Here is a 15,877-nt window from a genome sequence, read left to right as displayed (position 1 = left end):
AGAAGTGCTTGTAGGCGCACTCTATGCGCAGGGGGTGACCAGCGGTACGGGTGTTTCCGATTGGTGGCCTAAAGGAGACCGACTGTGCGGAGACGGTCGGGGCCCCGGCCGAGGGAGTCGAGGGAGCCGCCGCTGTACTGGGCCTCCCTCAGGGGGTCAGCACCCCTGCCAGGCTGGGGTTGCCCCCATTACCTGCCGTGTCTCCACTGCCTAGCGTGATCGTCGTTCCCAGTTCTGTTCGATGCGATGGAGGAATGGCGACCATGAGGTACCTCGTGGCCCTGGCGGCGGTCACCGCGGCGGTTGTTCCGGGGGTGATGGTGTCGGGGAGCGGGCCGGCCGTCGCGCATGCGGTGGGGGAGCCATCCGCTCGCAGTGTCACCGCTTCACTGCGCAGTGACCTCGAGAAATATCTGGACGCTCAGGGCGCCAGGGATCATTTCTCAGCGGTCTCCCTTCGGGTGACCTACGCCAACCAGCGACCTGATATCTCGGTCGACGCGGGGACGTCCCGCTACGGCGGTGGTCGGCCGGTGAACAGCAAGGCGCTGTGGCGGATAGGCAGCAACACCAAGGCGGTCACGTCGGTGCTGCTGCTTCAACTGGAGGCCGAAGGGAAGCTGTCCATACGGGACAAGCTGGGAAAGTGGCTTCCCCAGTACCCGGCGTGGCGCGATGTCACCATCAAGCAACTGCTGTCGATGACCAGCGGCATCCCCAACTACACCGAGCAGAGTGCGTTCCTTAAGGATTACGACGCCAATCCGTCCAGGCACTTCACGCTGAAGCGCCTGATGTCCTATGTGGAAGGTCTGCCGCTGGGTCCCGCGAAGTACGAGTACTCGAATACGAACTACCTCCTCGCGCAGATGATTGTCGAACGAGCGTCGCACGACACGTACCAAGAGCGGCTCGCCGAGCGCATCCTCGAACCTCTCGGAATGAACGACACCTGCCTCCCCCCGGACTGCTCTCCGGACACGGCCTCGCGGATGCCGACGCCGTACACCACCCATTCCGTCCTGCCGAAGCACCTCAACAAGCCGCTTCCCCGGCTCGACCTGTCCTGGGCGCAGGGCGCGGGTGGCCTGGTGAGTTCGCTGCGAGACATGACGGTTTGGGACAGGGCGCTGTACAGCGGTCGACTGCTGCCCTCAGCGCAGCAGCGCGAGCTGGAGTCCCTGGTCTCGGCGAAGACGAGCAAGCCCATCAAGACCGTCACGGCCGACGATCCCGTCGGTTTCGGGCTCGGTGTCGTGAAACTCGCCCATCCCGTGACCGGGACGGACTGGGCCTATGAGGGGGCCACTTATGGGAACCGGGTGCTGCACATGTACTTCCCGAAGACCGGCATGATCATCGCCATTGCCGTCAACAGCGCCGTCGGTGAAGAGGACACGCTGCCCGACCTCGCCGGTACCGTCTACAAGACTCTCTCGGCGCAGCAGGCACAGCCTCTCCCACAGCACCAGGAGCCCCGGAGCCGGCTGCGGGCGACCAGCCCGGAGCTGCCCGGCTAGACCCACGTGTCCAGCCACATCCGGGCCCGCCATTCCTCCATCGGGATCGCCGTGCCCGTGTACAGGGGCCAGAAGTAGATGAAGTTCCAGGCGATGAGGAGGACCAGGACACCCGCGCCCGTCGCGCCCGCCACCCGGCGGGTGTCGGTGCAGCCCGGGCGGCCGATGATCGCGCCCAGGAGCATCGCCACCGCGAGGCACAGGAACGGGACGAAGACGACGGCGTAGAAGAGGAAGATCGTGCGCTCCTGGTACAGGAACCAGGGGAGGTAACCGGCGGCCACGCCGCAGGCGATGGCGCCCGCGCGCCAGTCGCGGCGGAAGAGCCAGCGCCACAGGACGTACAGCAGGGCGAAGCAGCCCAGCCACCACAGGAGGGGCGTGCCCAGGGCGAGGACCTCGCGGGCGCACTTCTCGCCCGCGTCGACCGGGCAGCCGTCCGAGCCCGCCGCCGGGGACTCGTAGAAGTAGGAGACCGGGCGGCCCAGGACGATCCAGCTCCAGGGGTTCGACTGGTAGGTGTGCGGCGAGGTGAGGTGGGTGTGGAATTCCAGCACCTGGTTCTCGTAGTGCCACAGGCTGCGCAGCCAGTCGGGGAAGAGCCACGACCAGGAGCTGTGCGCGCCGTCCTTCGCCGCCCAGTCGCGGTAGTAGCCGCCGGTGCCGTCGGAGGGGGAGAGGATCCAGCCGAGCCAGGAGAGGAGGTACGTGGCCAGGGCCACCGGGACCGTGGAGAGGAAGGCCCAGCCCAGGTCGTGGCGGAGTACCGCGCGGTAGGGGCGGTGGGCGCCCGCGACGCGGCGGGAGCCGACGTCCCACAGCACGGCCATCACACAGAACGCCGCCATGATGTACAGGCCGTTCCACTTGGTGGCCGCCGCCAGGCCCAGCATCAGGCCCGCCGCCAGCCGCCAGGGGCGCCACCCGAGGCGGAGGGACTCGGCGACGTGCGCGTCGGGGCGGACGCGGCCGTCCTCGTCCACCGGGAGCGCCGCGGCGAGCCGGGCGCGGGCCCGGTCGCGGTCCACGACCAGGCAGCCGAAGGCGGCCAGCACGAAGAACATCAGCACGCCGTCCAGCAGCGCGGTGCGGCTCATCACGAAGTGCAGGCCGTCCAGCGCCATCAGGGCGCCCGCCAGGCAGCCCAGGAACGTCGAGCGGAACAGCCGGCGGCCGATCCGGCACAGCAGCAGCACCGACAGCGTGCCCAGCAGCGCCGTCATGAAGCGCCAGCCGAAGGGGTCGAAGCCGAACAGCAGCTCGCCGAGACCGATCACGTACTTGCCGACCGGCGGGTGTACGACGTACGCCGCGTCGGTCGGGATCGGGACGTCCCCGCCGGAGTTCAGGATCAGGTCGTTGGCGTTCTTGTCCCAGTTGACCTCGAAGCCGCGGTGGATCAGCGCCCACGCGTCCTTCGCGTAGTACGTCTCGTCGAATATCACCGCCTTCGGGCTGCCCAGGTTCCAGAACCGCAGCACCCCCGCGAGCAGCGCCACCAGCAGCGGCCCGCCCCACGCCGACCAGCAGATCATCCGGTCGGTGAGCGGCTTCGACAGCCCCAGGAAGGCCCACAGGCGCGGACTCGGGCTCGTGTACGGCGGCACCAGCCGGTCGCGGACGTCGCCGGCCGCGGGCCCCGCCGGGTAGCCGAAGCGGCGCAGCCGCTGCTGCCAGGTGGGCCGCTCGTCGTGCGGGGCCTGGTCGTGCAGGGTGTCCGTGGAGGACGCGGTACTGGTCACCGCGCCATCGTAGGGAACCGCGCTGTGCACGTCCCGCGCATGGGCCTCCCGGGTGCGGATGCGTTCCCCTTCCCGAGGGCAGGCCGGCCGGACTGGGAGGATGGGGGCGTGACTGGAACCCTTGTACTCGCGGGCACCCCCATCGGCGACGTCCAGGACGCCCCGCCCCGGCTCGCCGCGGAACTGGCCGGCGCGGACGTCGTCGCCGCCGAGGACACCCGGCGGCTGCGCCGGCTCACCCAGGCGCTCGGCGTCGCACCCGCGGGGCGTGTCGTGTCGTACTTCGAGGGCAACGAGTCCGCCCGTACGCCCGAGCTGGTGGAGGAGCTGGCCGGCGGAGCGCGGGTGCTGCTGGTCACCGACGCCGGGATGCCGTCGGTGTCCGACCCCGGGTACCGGCTGGTCGCCGCGGCCGTCGAGCGCGGGGTGCGCGTCACCGCCGTCCCCGGCCCGTCCGCCGTGCTGACCGCGCTCGCCCTGTCGGGGCTGCCGGTCGACCGGTTCTGCTTCGAGGGCTTCCTGCCCCGCAAGGCCGGCGAGCGGCTGACCCGGCTGCGCGAGGTCGCCGAGGAGCGCCGGACCCTCGTCTACTTCGAGGCCCCGCACCGCCTCGACGACACCCTCGCCGCCATGGCCGAGGTCTTCGGCACCGACCGGCGGGCCGCCGTCTGCCGGGAGCTGACCAAGACGTACGAGGAGGTCAGGCGGGGCGGGCTCGGTGAGCTGGCCGCGTGGGCCGCCGAGGGGGTGCGCGGCGAGATCACCGTCGTCGTCGAGGGGGCGCCGGACAAGGGGCCCGGGGAGATCGGCGCCGAGGAGCTGGTGCGCAGGGTGCGGGTGCGCGAGGAGGCGGGGGAGCGGCGCAAGGAGGCGATCGCCGCGGTGGCCGCCCAGGTGGGCGTGCCCAAGCGGGAGGTGTTCGACGCGGTGGTGGCGGCGAAGAACGCGGGGAGCTGAGGGGAGGCGAGGGGGCGCGAAGGGCTCGGCTTGACCCGGAGCGCCCCCGTCCTTGGCCCGGAGCACCCCCGTCCTTGACCTGGACCGTCCCGCCTTTGACCCGCCACTGACCTTGCGGGCACTCCGGCCAAGGACAGCCCAAATCGGCTCAAACACTCGGCAGCGCCTGGTGCTTTCCCGCTGGTGGAGGAGTCCACTGGAGGAAGGAACCGAACGAACCGAAGGAGCCGGGATGAGCATGAGTGAGAGCACCGTGCGGACCCGAGTGCGTGCCGGTGCCACCGCCGTCGTCCACGAGTCGTACTCCTTCGCCTGCATGCGCTGCGGGCACGGCTGGGAGCAGTCGTTCGAGATCGAGCACCACACGGACACCGACGGCCACGCGTTCGTGCTCTACGTCGCGGACGGCCGCGTCGTGCCCTCCCCGCTGACCCGGCCGACCTGCGCCGCCTGCGACAGCCACGTCGTCCGCATCCTGCGCCCGGGCCGGGTCGCCTCCGTCCGCGGCACCACCCCCGGCATCCACCGGGTGCCCCCGGCCGGTCCCCTGGAGGTGCCGCGGGTGCCCGGGGCGCGGCTGCCCGAGGCACCGGGCCCGGGGGCGCCGGGACTGTCCGGGGAGCGCCGCCACTGGCACCTGGCCGACCTGCTGCACGCCCTCCACCTCCACCGCCGGGCGAGCTGACCGACCCTTCGGGGGCGCGCGGGAGCTTCCGTAGGATCGGGGGCATGCCTTCGAACGCCTCGGGCCGGTCCGACAAGAACGCCGCGCCCCCGCTGCCCGAGCCCCTCCGGGTACCGGTCGCCGACTCGCACACCCACCTCGACATGCAGTCCGGCACGGTCGAGGAGGCGCTCGCCAAGGCCGCGTCCGTCGGCGTCACGACCGTCGTCCAGGTCGGCTGCGACCTCGCCGGGTCCCGCTGGGCCGCCGAGACCGCCGCGGCGCACGACGCCGTCCACGCCACCGTCGCCCTGCACCCCAACGAGGCCCCGCGCATCGTGCACGGCGACCCCGACGGCTGGTCGCGGCAGGGGGCGCGCGAGCCCGGCGGTGCCGCGGCCCTCGACGACGCGCTCGCGGAGATCGACCGGCTCGCGGCGCTCCCGCAGGTCAGGGGCGTCGGCGAGACCGGCCTCGACTACTTCCGCACCGGCCCCGAGGGCAAGGAGGCGCAGGAGCGGTCCTTCCGCGCCCACATCGAGATCGCCAAGCGGCACGGCAAGACCCTCGTCATCCACGACCGCGACGCCCACGCCGACGTCCTGCGCGTCCTCAAGGAGGAGGGCGCCCCCGAGCGCACCGTCTTCCACTGCTACTCCGGCGACGCCGAGATGGCCGAGGTCTGCGCCCGCGCCGGGTACTACATGTCCTTCGCCGGCAACGTCACCTTCAAGAACGCCCAGAACCTGCGCGACGCCCTCGCCGCGGCCCCGCCCGAGCTGGTCCTGGTGGAGACCGACGCGCCGTTCCTGACGCCGGCGCCCTACCGGGGGCGGCCGAACGCCCCCTATCTGGTGCCGGTGACGGTGCGTGCCATGGCGGCCGTGCGGGGCGTCGACGAGGACACCCTGGCCACCGCCCTCGCCGCGAACACCGCCCGGGCGTTCGGGTACGGACACGCTGAGTAGCCGCGTCGCTTGGGAGAGTGACCGGCCCTCCGCTAGGTTCTGGGGGCCCGATCGGGACCCCTGGAGCGTGTGGGTGTGAGCAGAACGCAGTTCGAGCCGGCAGCGGCGTACGAGGGTTACGAGTACCTCGCACCGTACGACGTGCACAGCGCGCCGACCCTGCCGTACGGCTACGGCGGCGGGTACGCCGACCCGTACTGGCCCGCGCCGCCGCCCGCCCATGAGCCGACCGCGCCCGCACTGCCCCGGCAGGGCACCGCACCGGGGGAACCGCAGCCGCAGCTCCAGCCCCACCCCCAGCTCCAGCCCCAGTCGCTCCGCGCGCCGGGCGAGGGGCGGGCCGAGCGCCGCCGCCGGGCGCGGTGCGCGGAGCGCGCGGACACCTCCCTGCGCAGGCTGCTGCCGCGGGCGCTGGTCGTGGCCTTCCTCGCGGGCGGCACCACGGCCTTCGTCGCCAAGGACAAGGCCGTCGAGCTGACCGTCGACGGCACCCCCCGCACGCTGCACACCTTCGCAGACGACGTGACCGAGCTGCTCGCCGAGGAAGGCGTCCAGGTGGGCGCCCACGACGTGATCGCACCCGCCCCCGGCACCCCGCTGACCAGCGGCGAGGACGTCACCGTCCGGTACGGACGGCCGGTGCTGCTCACCCTCGACGGCCACCGGCGCCAGGTGTGGACGACGGCCGGGACGGTGGAGGGGGCGCTGCGGCAGCTCGGGGTGCGCACGCAGGGCGCGTACCTGTCCACCGAGCCCACCCGGCGCATCGGCCGCGAGGGCCTCGCCCTGGTGGTCCGCACCGAACGGGTGGTGACCGTGATGGCGGACGGCCGGACCCGTACCGTCCGCACCAACGCGGCGACCGTGCGGGAGGCCGTCGAGGAGGCCGGCGTCACCCTGCGCGGCGAGGACACCACCTCCGTCCCCGCCACCGGCTTCCCGCGCGACGGGCAGACCGTCACGGTGCTGCGGATCACCGGGTCCCAGGAGGTCCGCGAGGACCCGATCCCCTTCGACGAGCAGCGGGCCGAGGACGCCACCCTCTTCCGGGGCGCCGAGGTTGTCGAGCAGGCCGGCCGGCCCGGACTGCGCCGCACCACGTACGCCGTGCGCACCGTCAACGGCGTCCGGCAGAAGCCGCGCCGCCTGCGCACCGAGGTGGTCCGCGAGCCCAGCCCGCGCATCGTGCGGGTCGGCACCCGGCCCCGGCCGGTCTCCGTGCACGGCGCCGACCACCTGAACTGGCAGGGCCTGGCCGCCTGCGAGTCCGGCGGCCGCCCGGACGCCGTCGACCCGTCCGGGACGTACGGGGGCCTCTACCAGTTCGACTCCGCCACCTGGCACGGTCTCGGCGGCACGGGCCGCCCCGAGGACGCGTCGGCCGCGGAGCAGACGTACCGGGCGCAGAAGCTGTACGTACGCAGCGGCGCCGCCGCCTGGCCGCACTGCGGTGCCCGGCTGCGGGAGTGAGCCCGTACGGCGCCCGGCACCGGAAGGGAGACCACCCGACGCCGGCTGCGGACGGGCCTCAGGCCACGCGGCGCCCACTGCGGGACGCAGGCCGTCCGGCCCCCGGCTGCCGGAGCGAACGCCCCGGCGTCCGGCTGCGGGGACCGAGACCGCCCGGCCTCGGCTGCGGGATCGAGGCCGCCCCGCCCCCGGCTACCCTTGCGGGGTGAGCAGCCCCACCTCCGACGCCCTCCTGGGTCCCGCCGACGTCCGTGAACTCGCGGCCGCCCTCGGCGTGCGCCCCACCAAGCAGCGCGGCCAGAACTTCGTCATCGACGCGAACACGGTCCGCCGCATCGTCCGCACCGCCGAGGTACGCCCCGACGACGTGGTGGTCGAGGTGGGACCGGGTCTCGGCTCGCTCACCCTGGGCCTGCTGGAGGCCGCCGACCGGGTCACCGCCGTCGAGATCGACGACGTCCTCGCCGGCGCCCTGCCCGCCACCGTCGCCACCCGCATGCCGGAGCGCGCCGACCGGTTCGCGCTCGTGCACTCCGACGCCCTGCACGTGCGGGAGCTGCCGGGGCCCGCCCCGACCGCCCTGGTCGCCAACCTCCCCTACAACGTCGCCGTCCCCGTCCTCCTCCACATGCTCGACACCTTCCCGAGCATCGAGCGGACCCTCGTCATGGTGCAGGCCGAGGTCGCCGACCGGCTCGCCGCCGGACCCGGCTCGAAGGTGTACGGCGTCCCGTCCGTGAAGGCCAACTGGTACGCCACGGTGAAGCGGGCCGGTTCCATCGGCCGCAACGTCTTCTGGCCCGCGCCGAACGTGGACAGCGGCCTGGTGTCACTCGTCCGGCGGACGGAGCCGCTCAGGACGACCGCGTCCAAGGCGGAGGTCTTCGCCGTCGTCGACGCCGCGTTCGCCCAGCGCCGCAAGACCCTGCGGGCCGCGCTCGCCGGGTGGGCGGGGTCCGCCGCGGCCGCCGAGGCCGCGCTCGTCGGCGCGGGCGTGTCGCCGCAGGCGCGCGGAGAGGCCCTGACCGTGGAAGAGTTCGCGCGTATCGCCGAACACAAGGAGTGACGAGCAAGTGAGCGTGACGGTCCGCGTCCCCGCCAAGGTCAACGTCCAGCTCGCGGTCGGCGCCGCCCGCCCCGACGGCTTCCACGACCTGGCCAACGTCTTCCTCGCCGTCTCCCTGTACGACGAGGTCACCGCGGCCCCGGCCGCCGACGGGCTCCGCGTCACCTGCGAGGGGCCGGACGCCGACCAGGTCCCCCTGGACCGCACCAACCTCGCCGCCCGCGCGGCCCTCGCCCTCGCCGAACGGTACGGCCGCGCACCCGACGTCCACCTGCACATCACCAAGGACATCCCCGTCGCCGGCGGCATGGCGGGCGGCAGCGCCGACGGCGCGGGCGCGCTGCTCGCCTGCGACGCCCTGTGGGGCACCGGTGCCTCCCGCGATGAACTGCTGGACATCTGCGCCGGGCTCGGCAGCGACGTGCCGTTCAGCCTGGTCGGCGGGGCGGCGCTGGGCACGGGGCGGGGGGAACGGCTGACGGAGCTGGAGGTCGGCGGCGACTTCCACTGGGTGTTCGCGCTGGCCGCGCGGGGGCTGTCCACCCCGGCCGTCTACCGCGAGTTCGACCGGCTGGCCGAGGGCCGGGACGTCCCGGAACCGGTCGCCGACCAGGCGGTGCTCGACGCCCTCGCCAAGGGCGACACCGCCGCGCTCGCGGTCGCCGTCTCCAACGACCTCCAGCCCGCGGCGCTCTCCCTCTACCCGGAACTGGGCGACACCCTCGCGGCGGGCCGGGCGGCCGGGGCACTGGCGGCCCTGGTCTCGGGCTCCGGCCCGACGACGGCCTTCCTCGCGACCGACGCGAAGTCCGCCTCCGACATCGCCGGGGTGCTGCGGGCGTCGGGGACCTGCCGCGACGTGCGGACGGCGGTGGGGGCGGCGGCGGGGGCTTCGGTGGTGTGAAGGCGTCAGCGGGCACCGAGGGCGGTCAGGTCGATGCTGATGTCATAAGGGACGCTGATCTTCAGGTGGTCGTGGTGGATGCCGGTCAGGGCGTAGGTGCCCGTGGCCTCACCGCGTTCGTACACCTGGACGGCCGGCAGCTTCGCCTCTCCCGCCATCTCGACCAGCCAGAAGTGGGGGATGCCGGCGGCAGCGTACTTGCCTGGCTTGCTGTTCCGGTCGCGGGCCTCGGAGTCGGGTGACACGACCTCGATCGCGAGGACGACGTCCTCGGCTCGGAAGTGGGTCTGCTCCACCCCCGAGACCGCGTCGGCTCGTACCACGCTGATGTCGGGCTCGGGGCCGTTGCGCTTGTCGATGACGATGGTCATCTCCCGCTCCACACTGAGTTCCCGGGGAAGAGAGCTCTGCAGTCCGTTGAACAGCAAGTTGATCGCAAGGTAGTGGAAACGGCGCTGCGGACTCACGAAAACCAAACTGCCGTCGATCAGCTCGGTGTGCGGCGGGAGATCAGGCAGCGTGAACAGGTCGTCCACGGTGTAACCGTCCTGCGGCGGCATGGGCCACTCGACGCGGCGCTTGACGGACTCGGCGGTCATGGTTCCTCCCATGGACGGGATCCTGCTGCCTGCCCTCCACGTTAGCGGGGCGCCCCCGACACGCGTCACCACAAAGAGTGACCAACCCCGCCCGCGTCCCCCCACCCCCCGGAGGGCCTACGCTTGAAGGCTGATCGATCCCCCAGGCAGGAGAGAAATGGCCGTCAATCTGGTCAATGTCGAGAACGTCAGCAAGGTGTACGGCACCCGTGCACTCCTCGACGGCGTGTCCCTCGGCGTCTCCGAGGGGGACCGCATCGGTGTCGTCGGGCGCAACGGCGACGGCAAGACGACCATGATCCGGATGCTGGCCCGGCTGGAGGAGCCCGACACCGGCCGGGTCACCCACTCCGGCGGACTGCGGCTCGGGGTGCTCACCCAGCACGACTCCCTCGACCCCGCCGCCACCGTCCGGCACGAGGTCATCGGCGACCTGGCCGACCACGAGTGGGCGGGCAACGCCAAGGTCCGGGACGTGCTCACCGGCCTGTTCGGCGGGCTGGACATGCCGGGCTTCCCGCAGGGGCTCGACACCGTCATCGGGCCGCTCTCCGGCGGCGAGCGGCGCCGGATCGCGCTGGCCAAGCTGCTCATCGAGGAACAGGACCTGATCGTCCTCGACGAGCCCACCAACCACCTCGACGTCGAGGGCATCGCCTGGCTCGCCCGGCACCTGCGCGAGCGGCGCTCCGCGCTCGTGTGCGTCACCCACGACCGGTGGTTCCTGGACCAGGTCTGCACCCGCATGTGGGACGTGCAGAAGGGCGACGTCTACGAGTACGAGGGCGGCTACTCCGACTACGTCTTCGCCCGCGCCGAGCGCGAGCGCATCGCCGCCACCGAGGAGACCAAGCGGCAGAACCTGGTCCGCAAGGAGCTGGCCTGGCTGCGGCGCGGCGCGCCCGCCCGCACCTCCAAGCCCCGCTTCCGCGTCGAGGCCGCCAACGAGCTGATCGCCGACGTGCCGCCGCCCCGGGACAGCAGCGAGCTGATGAAGTTCGCCTCCTCCCGGCTCGGCAAGACCGTCTTCGACCTGGAGGACATCACCGTCCAGGCCGGCCCCAAGGTGCTGCTCAAGCACGTCACCTGGCAGCTCGGCCCCGGCGACCGCATCGGCCTGGTCGGCGTCAACGGCGCCGGCAAGACCTCGCTGCTGCGGGCCATGGCGGAGGCCGCCCGCAGCGACGGCGAGCAGCAGCCGGCGGGCGGCCGGGTGCGGGTCGGCCGGACCGTCAAGCTGGCGTACCTGTCGCAGGAGGTCGCCGAACTCGACCCCAGCTGGCGGGTGCTGGAGGCCGTGCAGCGCGTCCGTGAGCGCGTCGACCTCGGCAAGGGGCGCGAGATGACCGCGGGGCAGCTGTGCGAGACGTTCGGCTTCGGCAAGGAGAAGCAGTGGACGCCCGTCGGGGACCTGTCCGGCGGTGAGCGGCGGCGGCTGCAACTGCTGCGGCTGCTCATGGACGAGCCCAACGTCCTCTTCCTCGACGAGCCCACCAACGACCTCGACATCGAGACCCTGACCCAACTGGAGGACGTCCTCGACGGCTGGCCCGGCTCGATGATCGTCATCTCCCACGACCGGTTCTTCATCGAACGCACCACCGACCGGGTCTTCGCCCTGCTCGGCGACGGCGCGCTGCGCATGCTGCCGCGCGGCATCGACGAGTACCTGGAGCGGCGCCGGCGCATGGAGGAGGCCGCCGCGTCGAGCGCCCCGGCCGTCGCGGCCAAGCCCGCCGCCGCCGTGCCCGAGAAGAGCGCGGCCGACGTGCGCGCCGCCAAGAAGGAGCTCCAGAAGATCGAGCGGCAGCTGGACAAGGTCTCCGAGAAGGAGACCAGGCTGCACGCGCAGATCGCGGAGAACGCCACGGACTTCGCGAAGGTGGCCGGACTGGACGCCGAGCTGCGCGAGCTGGCGGGGCAGCGCGACGAGCTGGAGATGCGCTGGCTGGAACTGGCCGAGGACGCCTGACCGCCTGCGTGCGGGGGGCGCGGGTGGTGTAAAGGGCGCGTGCTGTGCTTTCTGGGGGGAGGCCCCCCAGACCCCCCTGCGTAACAGAGGCATCACGGGCCGGTCCGCCCTTGGGAACAGGGGCGGACGCGGCCCGGTGGGCGGTTGGCCGCGGGTGATAGAAAGGCCGTCCGAGGACTGTCCCAGGGCGGTCCGAGGCATGTGGAACGAATGCCTACGACGACTCCGGGGCCAGCGCGTGACCCGGGGCGTGGCTAAAAATCAGTGAGTAATAAGGGGGAACGCGCTGATGAGCCAGCCGCCGAATCAGCCGCCGCAGCCGGGTGGCTTCGGAGCACCGCAGGACCCACCGCCGGGAGGTTTCGGGGCGCCGACCCCACCGCCCCCGCAGGGGCCGCCGCCCGGTCCGCCGCCGCAGCAGCAGCCGGGCTACGGCTATCCGCAGCAGCCCGGTCAGCCCGCCCAGCCCGGGCCCTACGGTCAGCAGCCCGGACCGTACAACTCCGGTCCGTACGCCCAGCCGCAGCAGCCGGGGCCGTACGGACAGCAGCCCGGCTACGGCTACCCACAGCAGCAGTACCCCGGCTTCCCCGGCGCCCCCGGCACGCCGCCGCCCGGCGGTCCCGGCTCGCGCAACCCCTTCAAGGGCAAGCCCGCCCTCGCCATCGGCGCCGCGGCCCTGGCCCTGCTCGTCATCGGCGGCAGCGTGTGGGCCGTCACCTCCGGCGGCGGTGACGACGAGAAGGGCAAGAAGCCCGTCGTCGCCAAGACCGACGACCCCAAGCCCTCCGGCTCCAAGGGCGGCGCCCCGGTCAACCCCGGGGACGGCAGCGGCGACGGCGGCGAGGACCCCGAGGACCTCAACGAGGGCCGCCAGGCCGGCGAGTCCAAGGTGCTCTGGTACAAGGAGGCGCCCGACGCCCCCGGTTCCGGCGCCGACGCCGACGGCATGTGGATCACCGGCAAGGCCGCGGTGAAGGCGGCGTACAAGCAGGTCTTCGCCTACAACGTCGGCGACGGGAAGCCCGCCTGGGACCCGATCGCCTTCCCGGAGAAGATCTGCTCGGTCACTCCGGAGAAGACCGCCGACGACAAGATCGTCGTCGCCTACATGAGCGGCTCCAGCGACCGCGCCAAGTGCAACAAGCTCCAGGAGATCGACCTCGCCACCGGCCAGAAGGGCTGGTCCGAGGAGGTCGCCGACGGTGACCTGTTCGACTCCACGCTCTCCGTCGAACTCTCGCTCAGCGGCGACATCCTGATGGTCGGCCGCTCCCAGTCCGGCACCGCCTACGACGTCCGCAGCGGCAAGAAGCTGTACGAGAAGAAGAAGTACGGCGACGCCTGCTTCCCGGCCGGGTTCGCGGGCAGCGCGAAGAAGCTGGTCCAGGTCGCCTCCTGCGGCGCCGGCGGCAACAACGCGCACGACGAGCTCCAGGGCCTCGACCCGAAGACCGGCAAGGTCCTGTGGACCTACAAGTACGAGAAGGACTGGCGGATCGCCCGCGCCTACTCCGTCGACCCGCTGGTCGTCTACGCCACCAACGAGGACAAGAAGGTCTGGAACATCTCCAGCTTCACCTCCGCCGGCAAGGTCCAGGAACAGGTCGGCGTCGACGAGGACTTCGCCCCCGAGTGCGGCTGGGCCATCCTCGAACGCGACCTCCAGGGCTGCTCGGGCGTGGCGGTCGCCGGGGGCACGCTCTACCTGCCGACCGAGGCGACCAGCGGCGCCAACGAGATCGTCGCGATCAACCTCGCCACCGGCAAGGAGAAGTGGCGCACCAAGTCCCCGGCGGACGAGTCGATGATGCCGATGAAGGTCGAGGGCGACCAGCTCATCGCGTACGTCCAGCCGTCCTACGACGCGGGCGGGCAGGTCGTGTCCATCCCGACCGGCGGCAGCAGCCACCAGCCGGCCAAGCTGTTGCAGAACCCGCAGGGCGTCGCGGACATCGAGAACGGCTTCTACTCCAAGGACATCGACTGGGTCGACGGGCGGTTCTTCATCTCCAGCACCCGGCTGACCGGGAACGACGAGTCGAAGGAGAAGTTGATGCTCGCCTACGGCAAGTGACCTCTTCCTCTTCTGCGGCCGTGGTTCCGCGGGCCGTTGCGTCTCCGTCCCCGTCCCCGTCTCCGTCCTCTCCGCTTTCCGAGGTGCTCACGTCATGACCCAGCCGCCGCCCCCGCCGCCCAACCAGCCCCCGCAGGGGGGCGGGTTCGGGCCGCCGCAGAACCAGCCGCCGCAGCAGCCGGGTTACGGCTATCCGCAGACGCCGCCGCAGACGCCGCCCCAGGCGCCAGCGGCTCCGCCCGCGCCGCCGGCGGGGCCGCCGCCGCAGCAGCCGGGGTACGGGTATCCGCAGACTCCGCCGCCGCCCCAGCCGCAGCCCGGGTACGGCTACCCGGGTCAGCCCGGTCAGCCCGGGCCGTACGGGCAGCCGACGCCGCCCTACGGGCAGCCCGGTCAGCCCGGCCAGCCCGGTTACGGGTACCAGCCCCCGGCCACCATGCCCATGCAGCCGCAGGCCGCGGGGGCGGGCGGTGGGCGGAAGATCAACGCGCAGGTCGCGATCATCGTGTCCGCCGTCGTCGCGATCGCGCTGATCATCGGCGGCGGGGTCTGGTACGCCGGTTCCTCCGACGACGGAGGCAAGGACGACACCGCCAGCTCCAGCGGGGGTACGGGCGGCGAGGGTGGTACGGACCAGAAGGGCGGCGACGGCGGCAAGTCCTCCGGCGCCCAGGAGAAGGCGCCCGCCGACCCGGCCGCCAAGGTGCTCTTCCAGGTCCCGATGCCCGCGGTGAGCAAGGAGGACGACAGCGTCGTCGTTTCCGGCTCGTGGCTCACCGACACGGTGTACGCCAAGAGCGGCATCGCCGAGGTCAACGGGTACGACCCCGCCAAGGGCAGCAAGAAGTGGACGATCAAGCTGGAAGGCCCGGTGTGCGCCGTCACCCGGCACGTCACCGACGACGACAAGACGGTGATCGTCCACCAGCCCGCCATGCCGACCAAGGCCGAGCCCTCGCACGGCTGCACCCAGGTCGCGGTCCTCGACCTCGACGCCGGGAAGAAGGTGTGGACGAAGACCGCCGGTGACGAACCGATCTCCTTCGACAACGTCACGATCAGCGGTGGCACCGTCGCCGCGGGCAGCACCGACGGCGGCGTCGCCTTCGACCTCGCCAAGGGCGACATCCTGTGGTCCCCGAAGACCACCGACACCTGCTACGACGCGGGCTACGGCGGCGGCGAGAAGCTGGTCGCGGTGCGCAAGTGCGGCTCGTACGACGCCCGGCAGCTGAACATCCAGACCATCGACCCGAAGAGCGGGAAGGTGCTCTCCGAGTACAAGATGGCCAAGGGCATCGAGTACGCGGGCGTCGTGTCGACGGAGCCGCTGGTCGTGGCCGCCGACGTCGGTGACTCCGCCGGTGACGGCAGCGGCATCTCGGACTTCTTCTCCATCGACAACAAGACCGGCAAGCTGCTCACCCGCATCTCGGCGCCCGGCGACCAGTTCGCGGCCCGCTGCGACAGCATCACCAAGACCGAGAGCTGCAACGGGCTCGCGGCCGGCAACGGCAAGCTCTACATCGCGACCGAGGAGCACGAGGGCAGCGGCGAGTCCTACAGCCGGGCCAACGAGGTCGTCGCCTTCGACCTGGCCACCGGCAAGCAGACCGGCCAGCGCGCGGACTCCGGCGACGACTACACGATCACCCCGCTGCGCATGGACGGCGGCAACGTGATCGCCTACAAGCGCCCGCCGTACGACAAGGGCGGCCAGGTCGTGAGCATCGACGGCGCGACGTTCAAGCAGACGACGCTGCTGGAGAACCCGGCGACGGAGGCGGTGCGGGACGTGGAGTCCAGCATGTCGCCGGACTACTCCGAGCTGCTCTACTCGCAGGGGCACCTGTACATGTCGCAGGTGTACGCGAGCGAGCCGAGCAGCGCGGGCGAGAAGGAGTACCTGGCGATCGGGTTCGGCACCAGCGGCTGAAC

12 protein-coding genes are annotated in these 15,877 nt (G+C 72.1%); 10 read left to right on the top strand and 2 right to left on the bottom strand.

All coding sequences use genetic code 11. From position 1 onward, the window contains the following. The first annotated feature begins 263 nt into the window (after positions 1–263). The gene (locus ACIRGB_RS15010) at positions 264–1,520 is read left to right on the top strand and encodes a serine hydrolase domain-containing protein (RefSeq protein ID WP_403863825.1); all 1,257 of its coding nucleotides are present in this window, start codon (positions 264–266) and stop codon (positions 1,518–1,520) included. Here ACIRGB_RS15010 and ACIRGB_RS15005 read toward each other — a convergent pair. After that, positions 1,517–3,262: a dolichyl-phosphate-mannose--protein mannosyltransferase gene (locus tag ACIRGB_RS15005; protein WP_403863823.1), complete on the bottom strand. Its 1,746-nt coding sequence runs from the start codon at positions 3,260–3,262 to the stop codon at positions 1,517–1,519. The two genes, ACIRGB_RS15010 and ACIRGB_RS15005, sit on opposite strands and share 4 nt — an antisense overlap. A 108-nt stretch (positions 3,263–3,370) precedes the next feature. On the opposite strand from ACIRGB_RS15005, the gene rsmI reads away from it, so the two are divergent. From rsmI to ACIRGB_RS14975, 6 genes are all read left to right on the top strand, one after another. Next, positions 3,371–4,219 (top strand): 16S rRNA (cytidine(1402)-2'-O)-methyltransferase, encoded by an 849-nt coding sequence (rsmI, locus tag ACIRGB_RS15000; protein WP_403863820.1) that lies wholly within the window; start codon positions 3,371–3,373, stop codon positions 4,217–4,219. 232 nt (positions 4,220–4,451) lie between these two features. Then, positions 4,452–4,904, top strand: coding sequence for a hypothetical protein (locus ACIRGB_RS14995; RefSeq protein WP_403863817.1), 453 nt, complete (start codon positions 4,452–4,454; stop codon positions 4,902–4,904). A gap of 44 nt (positions 4,905–4,948) precedes the next feature. After that, the gene (locus ACIRGB_RS14990; RefSeq protein ID WP_403863814.1) at positions 4,949–5,851 is read left to right on the top strand and encodes a TatD family hydrolase; all 903 of its coding nucleotides are present in this window, start codon (positions 4,949–4,951) and stop codon (positions 5,849–5,851) included. Between the two features lie 75 nt (positions 5,852–5,926). After that, the gene (locus tag ACIRGB_RS14985; RefSeq protein WP_403863811.1) at positions 5,927–7,321 is read left to right on the top strand and encodes a ubiquitin-like domain-containing protein; all 1,395 of its coding nucleotides are present in this window, start codon (positions 5,927–5,929) and stop codon (positions 7,319–7,321) included. A 205-nt stretch (positions 7,322–7,526) separates the two neighbouring features. Further along, positions 7,527–8,387, top strand: a complete 861-nt coding sequence (gene rsmA, locus ACIRGB_RS14980) for a 16S rRNA (adenine(1518)-N(6)/adenine(1519)-N(6))-dimethyltransferase RsmA (protein WP_403863808.1) — start codon at positions 7,527–7,529, stop codon at positions 8,385–8,387. 7 nt (positions 8,388–8,394) lie between these two features. Then, positions 8,395–9,291, top strand: coding sequence for a 4-(cytidine 5'-diphospho)-2-C-methyl-D-erythritol kinase (locus ACIRGB_RS14975; protein WP_403863805.1), 897 nt, complete (start codon positions 8,395–8,397; stop codon positions 9,289–9,291). Positions 9,292–9,296: 5 nt separating this feature from the next. On the opposite strand, the gene ACIRGB_RS14970 is transcribed toward ACIRGB_RS14975, so the two are convergent. Beyond that, a complete protein-coding gene (locus ACIRGB_RS14970; RefSeq protein WP_403863801.1) occupies positions 9,297–9,890 on the bottom strand; it encodes a Uma2 family endonuclease in 594 nt (197 codons plus the stop codon). A gap of 157 nt (positions 9,891–10,047) precedes the next feature. Between ACIRGB_RS14970 and ACIRGB_RS14965 the strand changes: the two genes are divergently transcribed. The 3 genes from ACIRGB_RS14965 (at position 10,048) to ACIRGB_RS14955 (ending at position 15,875) form a co-directional block, all read left to right on the top strand. Beyond that, positions 10,048–11,862 (top strand): ABC-F family ATP-binding cassette domain-containing protein, encoded by a 1,815-nt coding sequence (locus ACIRGB_RS14965; RefSeq protein ID WP_403863798.1) that lies wholly within the window; start codon positions 10,048–10,050, stop codon positions 11,860–11,862. Between the two features lie 289 nt (positions 11,863–12,151). Beyond that, positions 12,152–13,939, top strand: coding sequence for a PQQ-binding-like beta-propeller repeat protein (locus ACIRGB_RS14960; protein ID WP_403863795.1), 1,788 nt, complete (start codon positions 12,152–12,154; stop codon positions 13,937–13,939). Positions 13,940–14,033: 94 nt separating this feature from the next. Then, positions 14,034–15,875 (top strand): PQQ-binding-like beta-propeller repeat protein, encoded by a 1,842-nt coding sequence (locus ACIRGB_RS14955; RefSeq protein WP_403863792.1) that lies wholly within the window; start codon positions 14,034–14,036, stop codon positions 15,873–15,875. Positions 15,876–15,877: the final 2 nt, after the last annotated feature.

The sequence above is a fragment of the Streptomyces sp. NPDC102490 genome (genome assembly GCF_044765285.1).
GTDB lineage: Bacteria > Actinomycetota > Actinomycetes > Streptomycetales > Streptomycetaceae > Streptomyces.
The sequence above is the reverse complement of the archived record's forward strand: the minus strand, read 5'-3'. Positions and strand labels throughout refer to the sequence as shown.

What these genes read in the sequence shown, in the direction of transcription:
- ACIRGB_RS15010 (WP_403863825.1), top strand. Translation starts at nt 264, where the DNA reads ATGAGGTACCTCGTGGCCCTGGCGGCGGTCACCGCGGCGGTTGTTCCG.
- ACIRGB_RS14995 (WP_403863817.1), top strand. Translation starts at nt 4,452, where the DNA reads ATGAGCATGAGTGAGAGCACCGTGCGGACCCGAGTGCGTGCCGGTGCC.
- ACIRGB_RS14990 (WP_403863814.1), top strand. Translation starts at nt 4,949, where the DNA reads ATGCCTTCGAACGCCTCGGGCCGGTCCGACAAGAACGCCGCGCCCCCG.
- ACIRGB_RS14970 (WP_403863801.1), bottom strand. Translation starts at nt 9,890, where the DNA reads ATGACCGCCGAGTCCGTCAAGCGCCGCGTCGAGTGGCCCATGCCGCCG.
- ACIRGB_RS14965 (WP_403863798.1), top strand. Translation starts at nt 10,048, where the DNA reads ATGGCCGTCAATCTGGTCAATGTCGAGAACGTCAGCAAGGTGTACGGC.
- ACIRGB_RS14960 (WP_403863795.1), top strand. Translation starts at nt 12,152, where the DNA reads ATGAGCCAGCCGCCGAATCAGCCGCCGCAGCCGGGTGGCTTCGGAGCA.
- ACIRGB_RS14955 (WP_403863792.1), top strand. Translation starts at nt 14,034, where the DNA reads ATGACCCAGCCGCCGCCCCCGCCGCCCAACCAGCCCCCGCAGGGGGGC.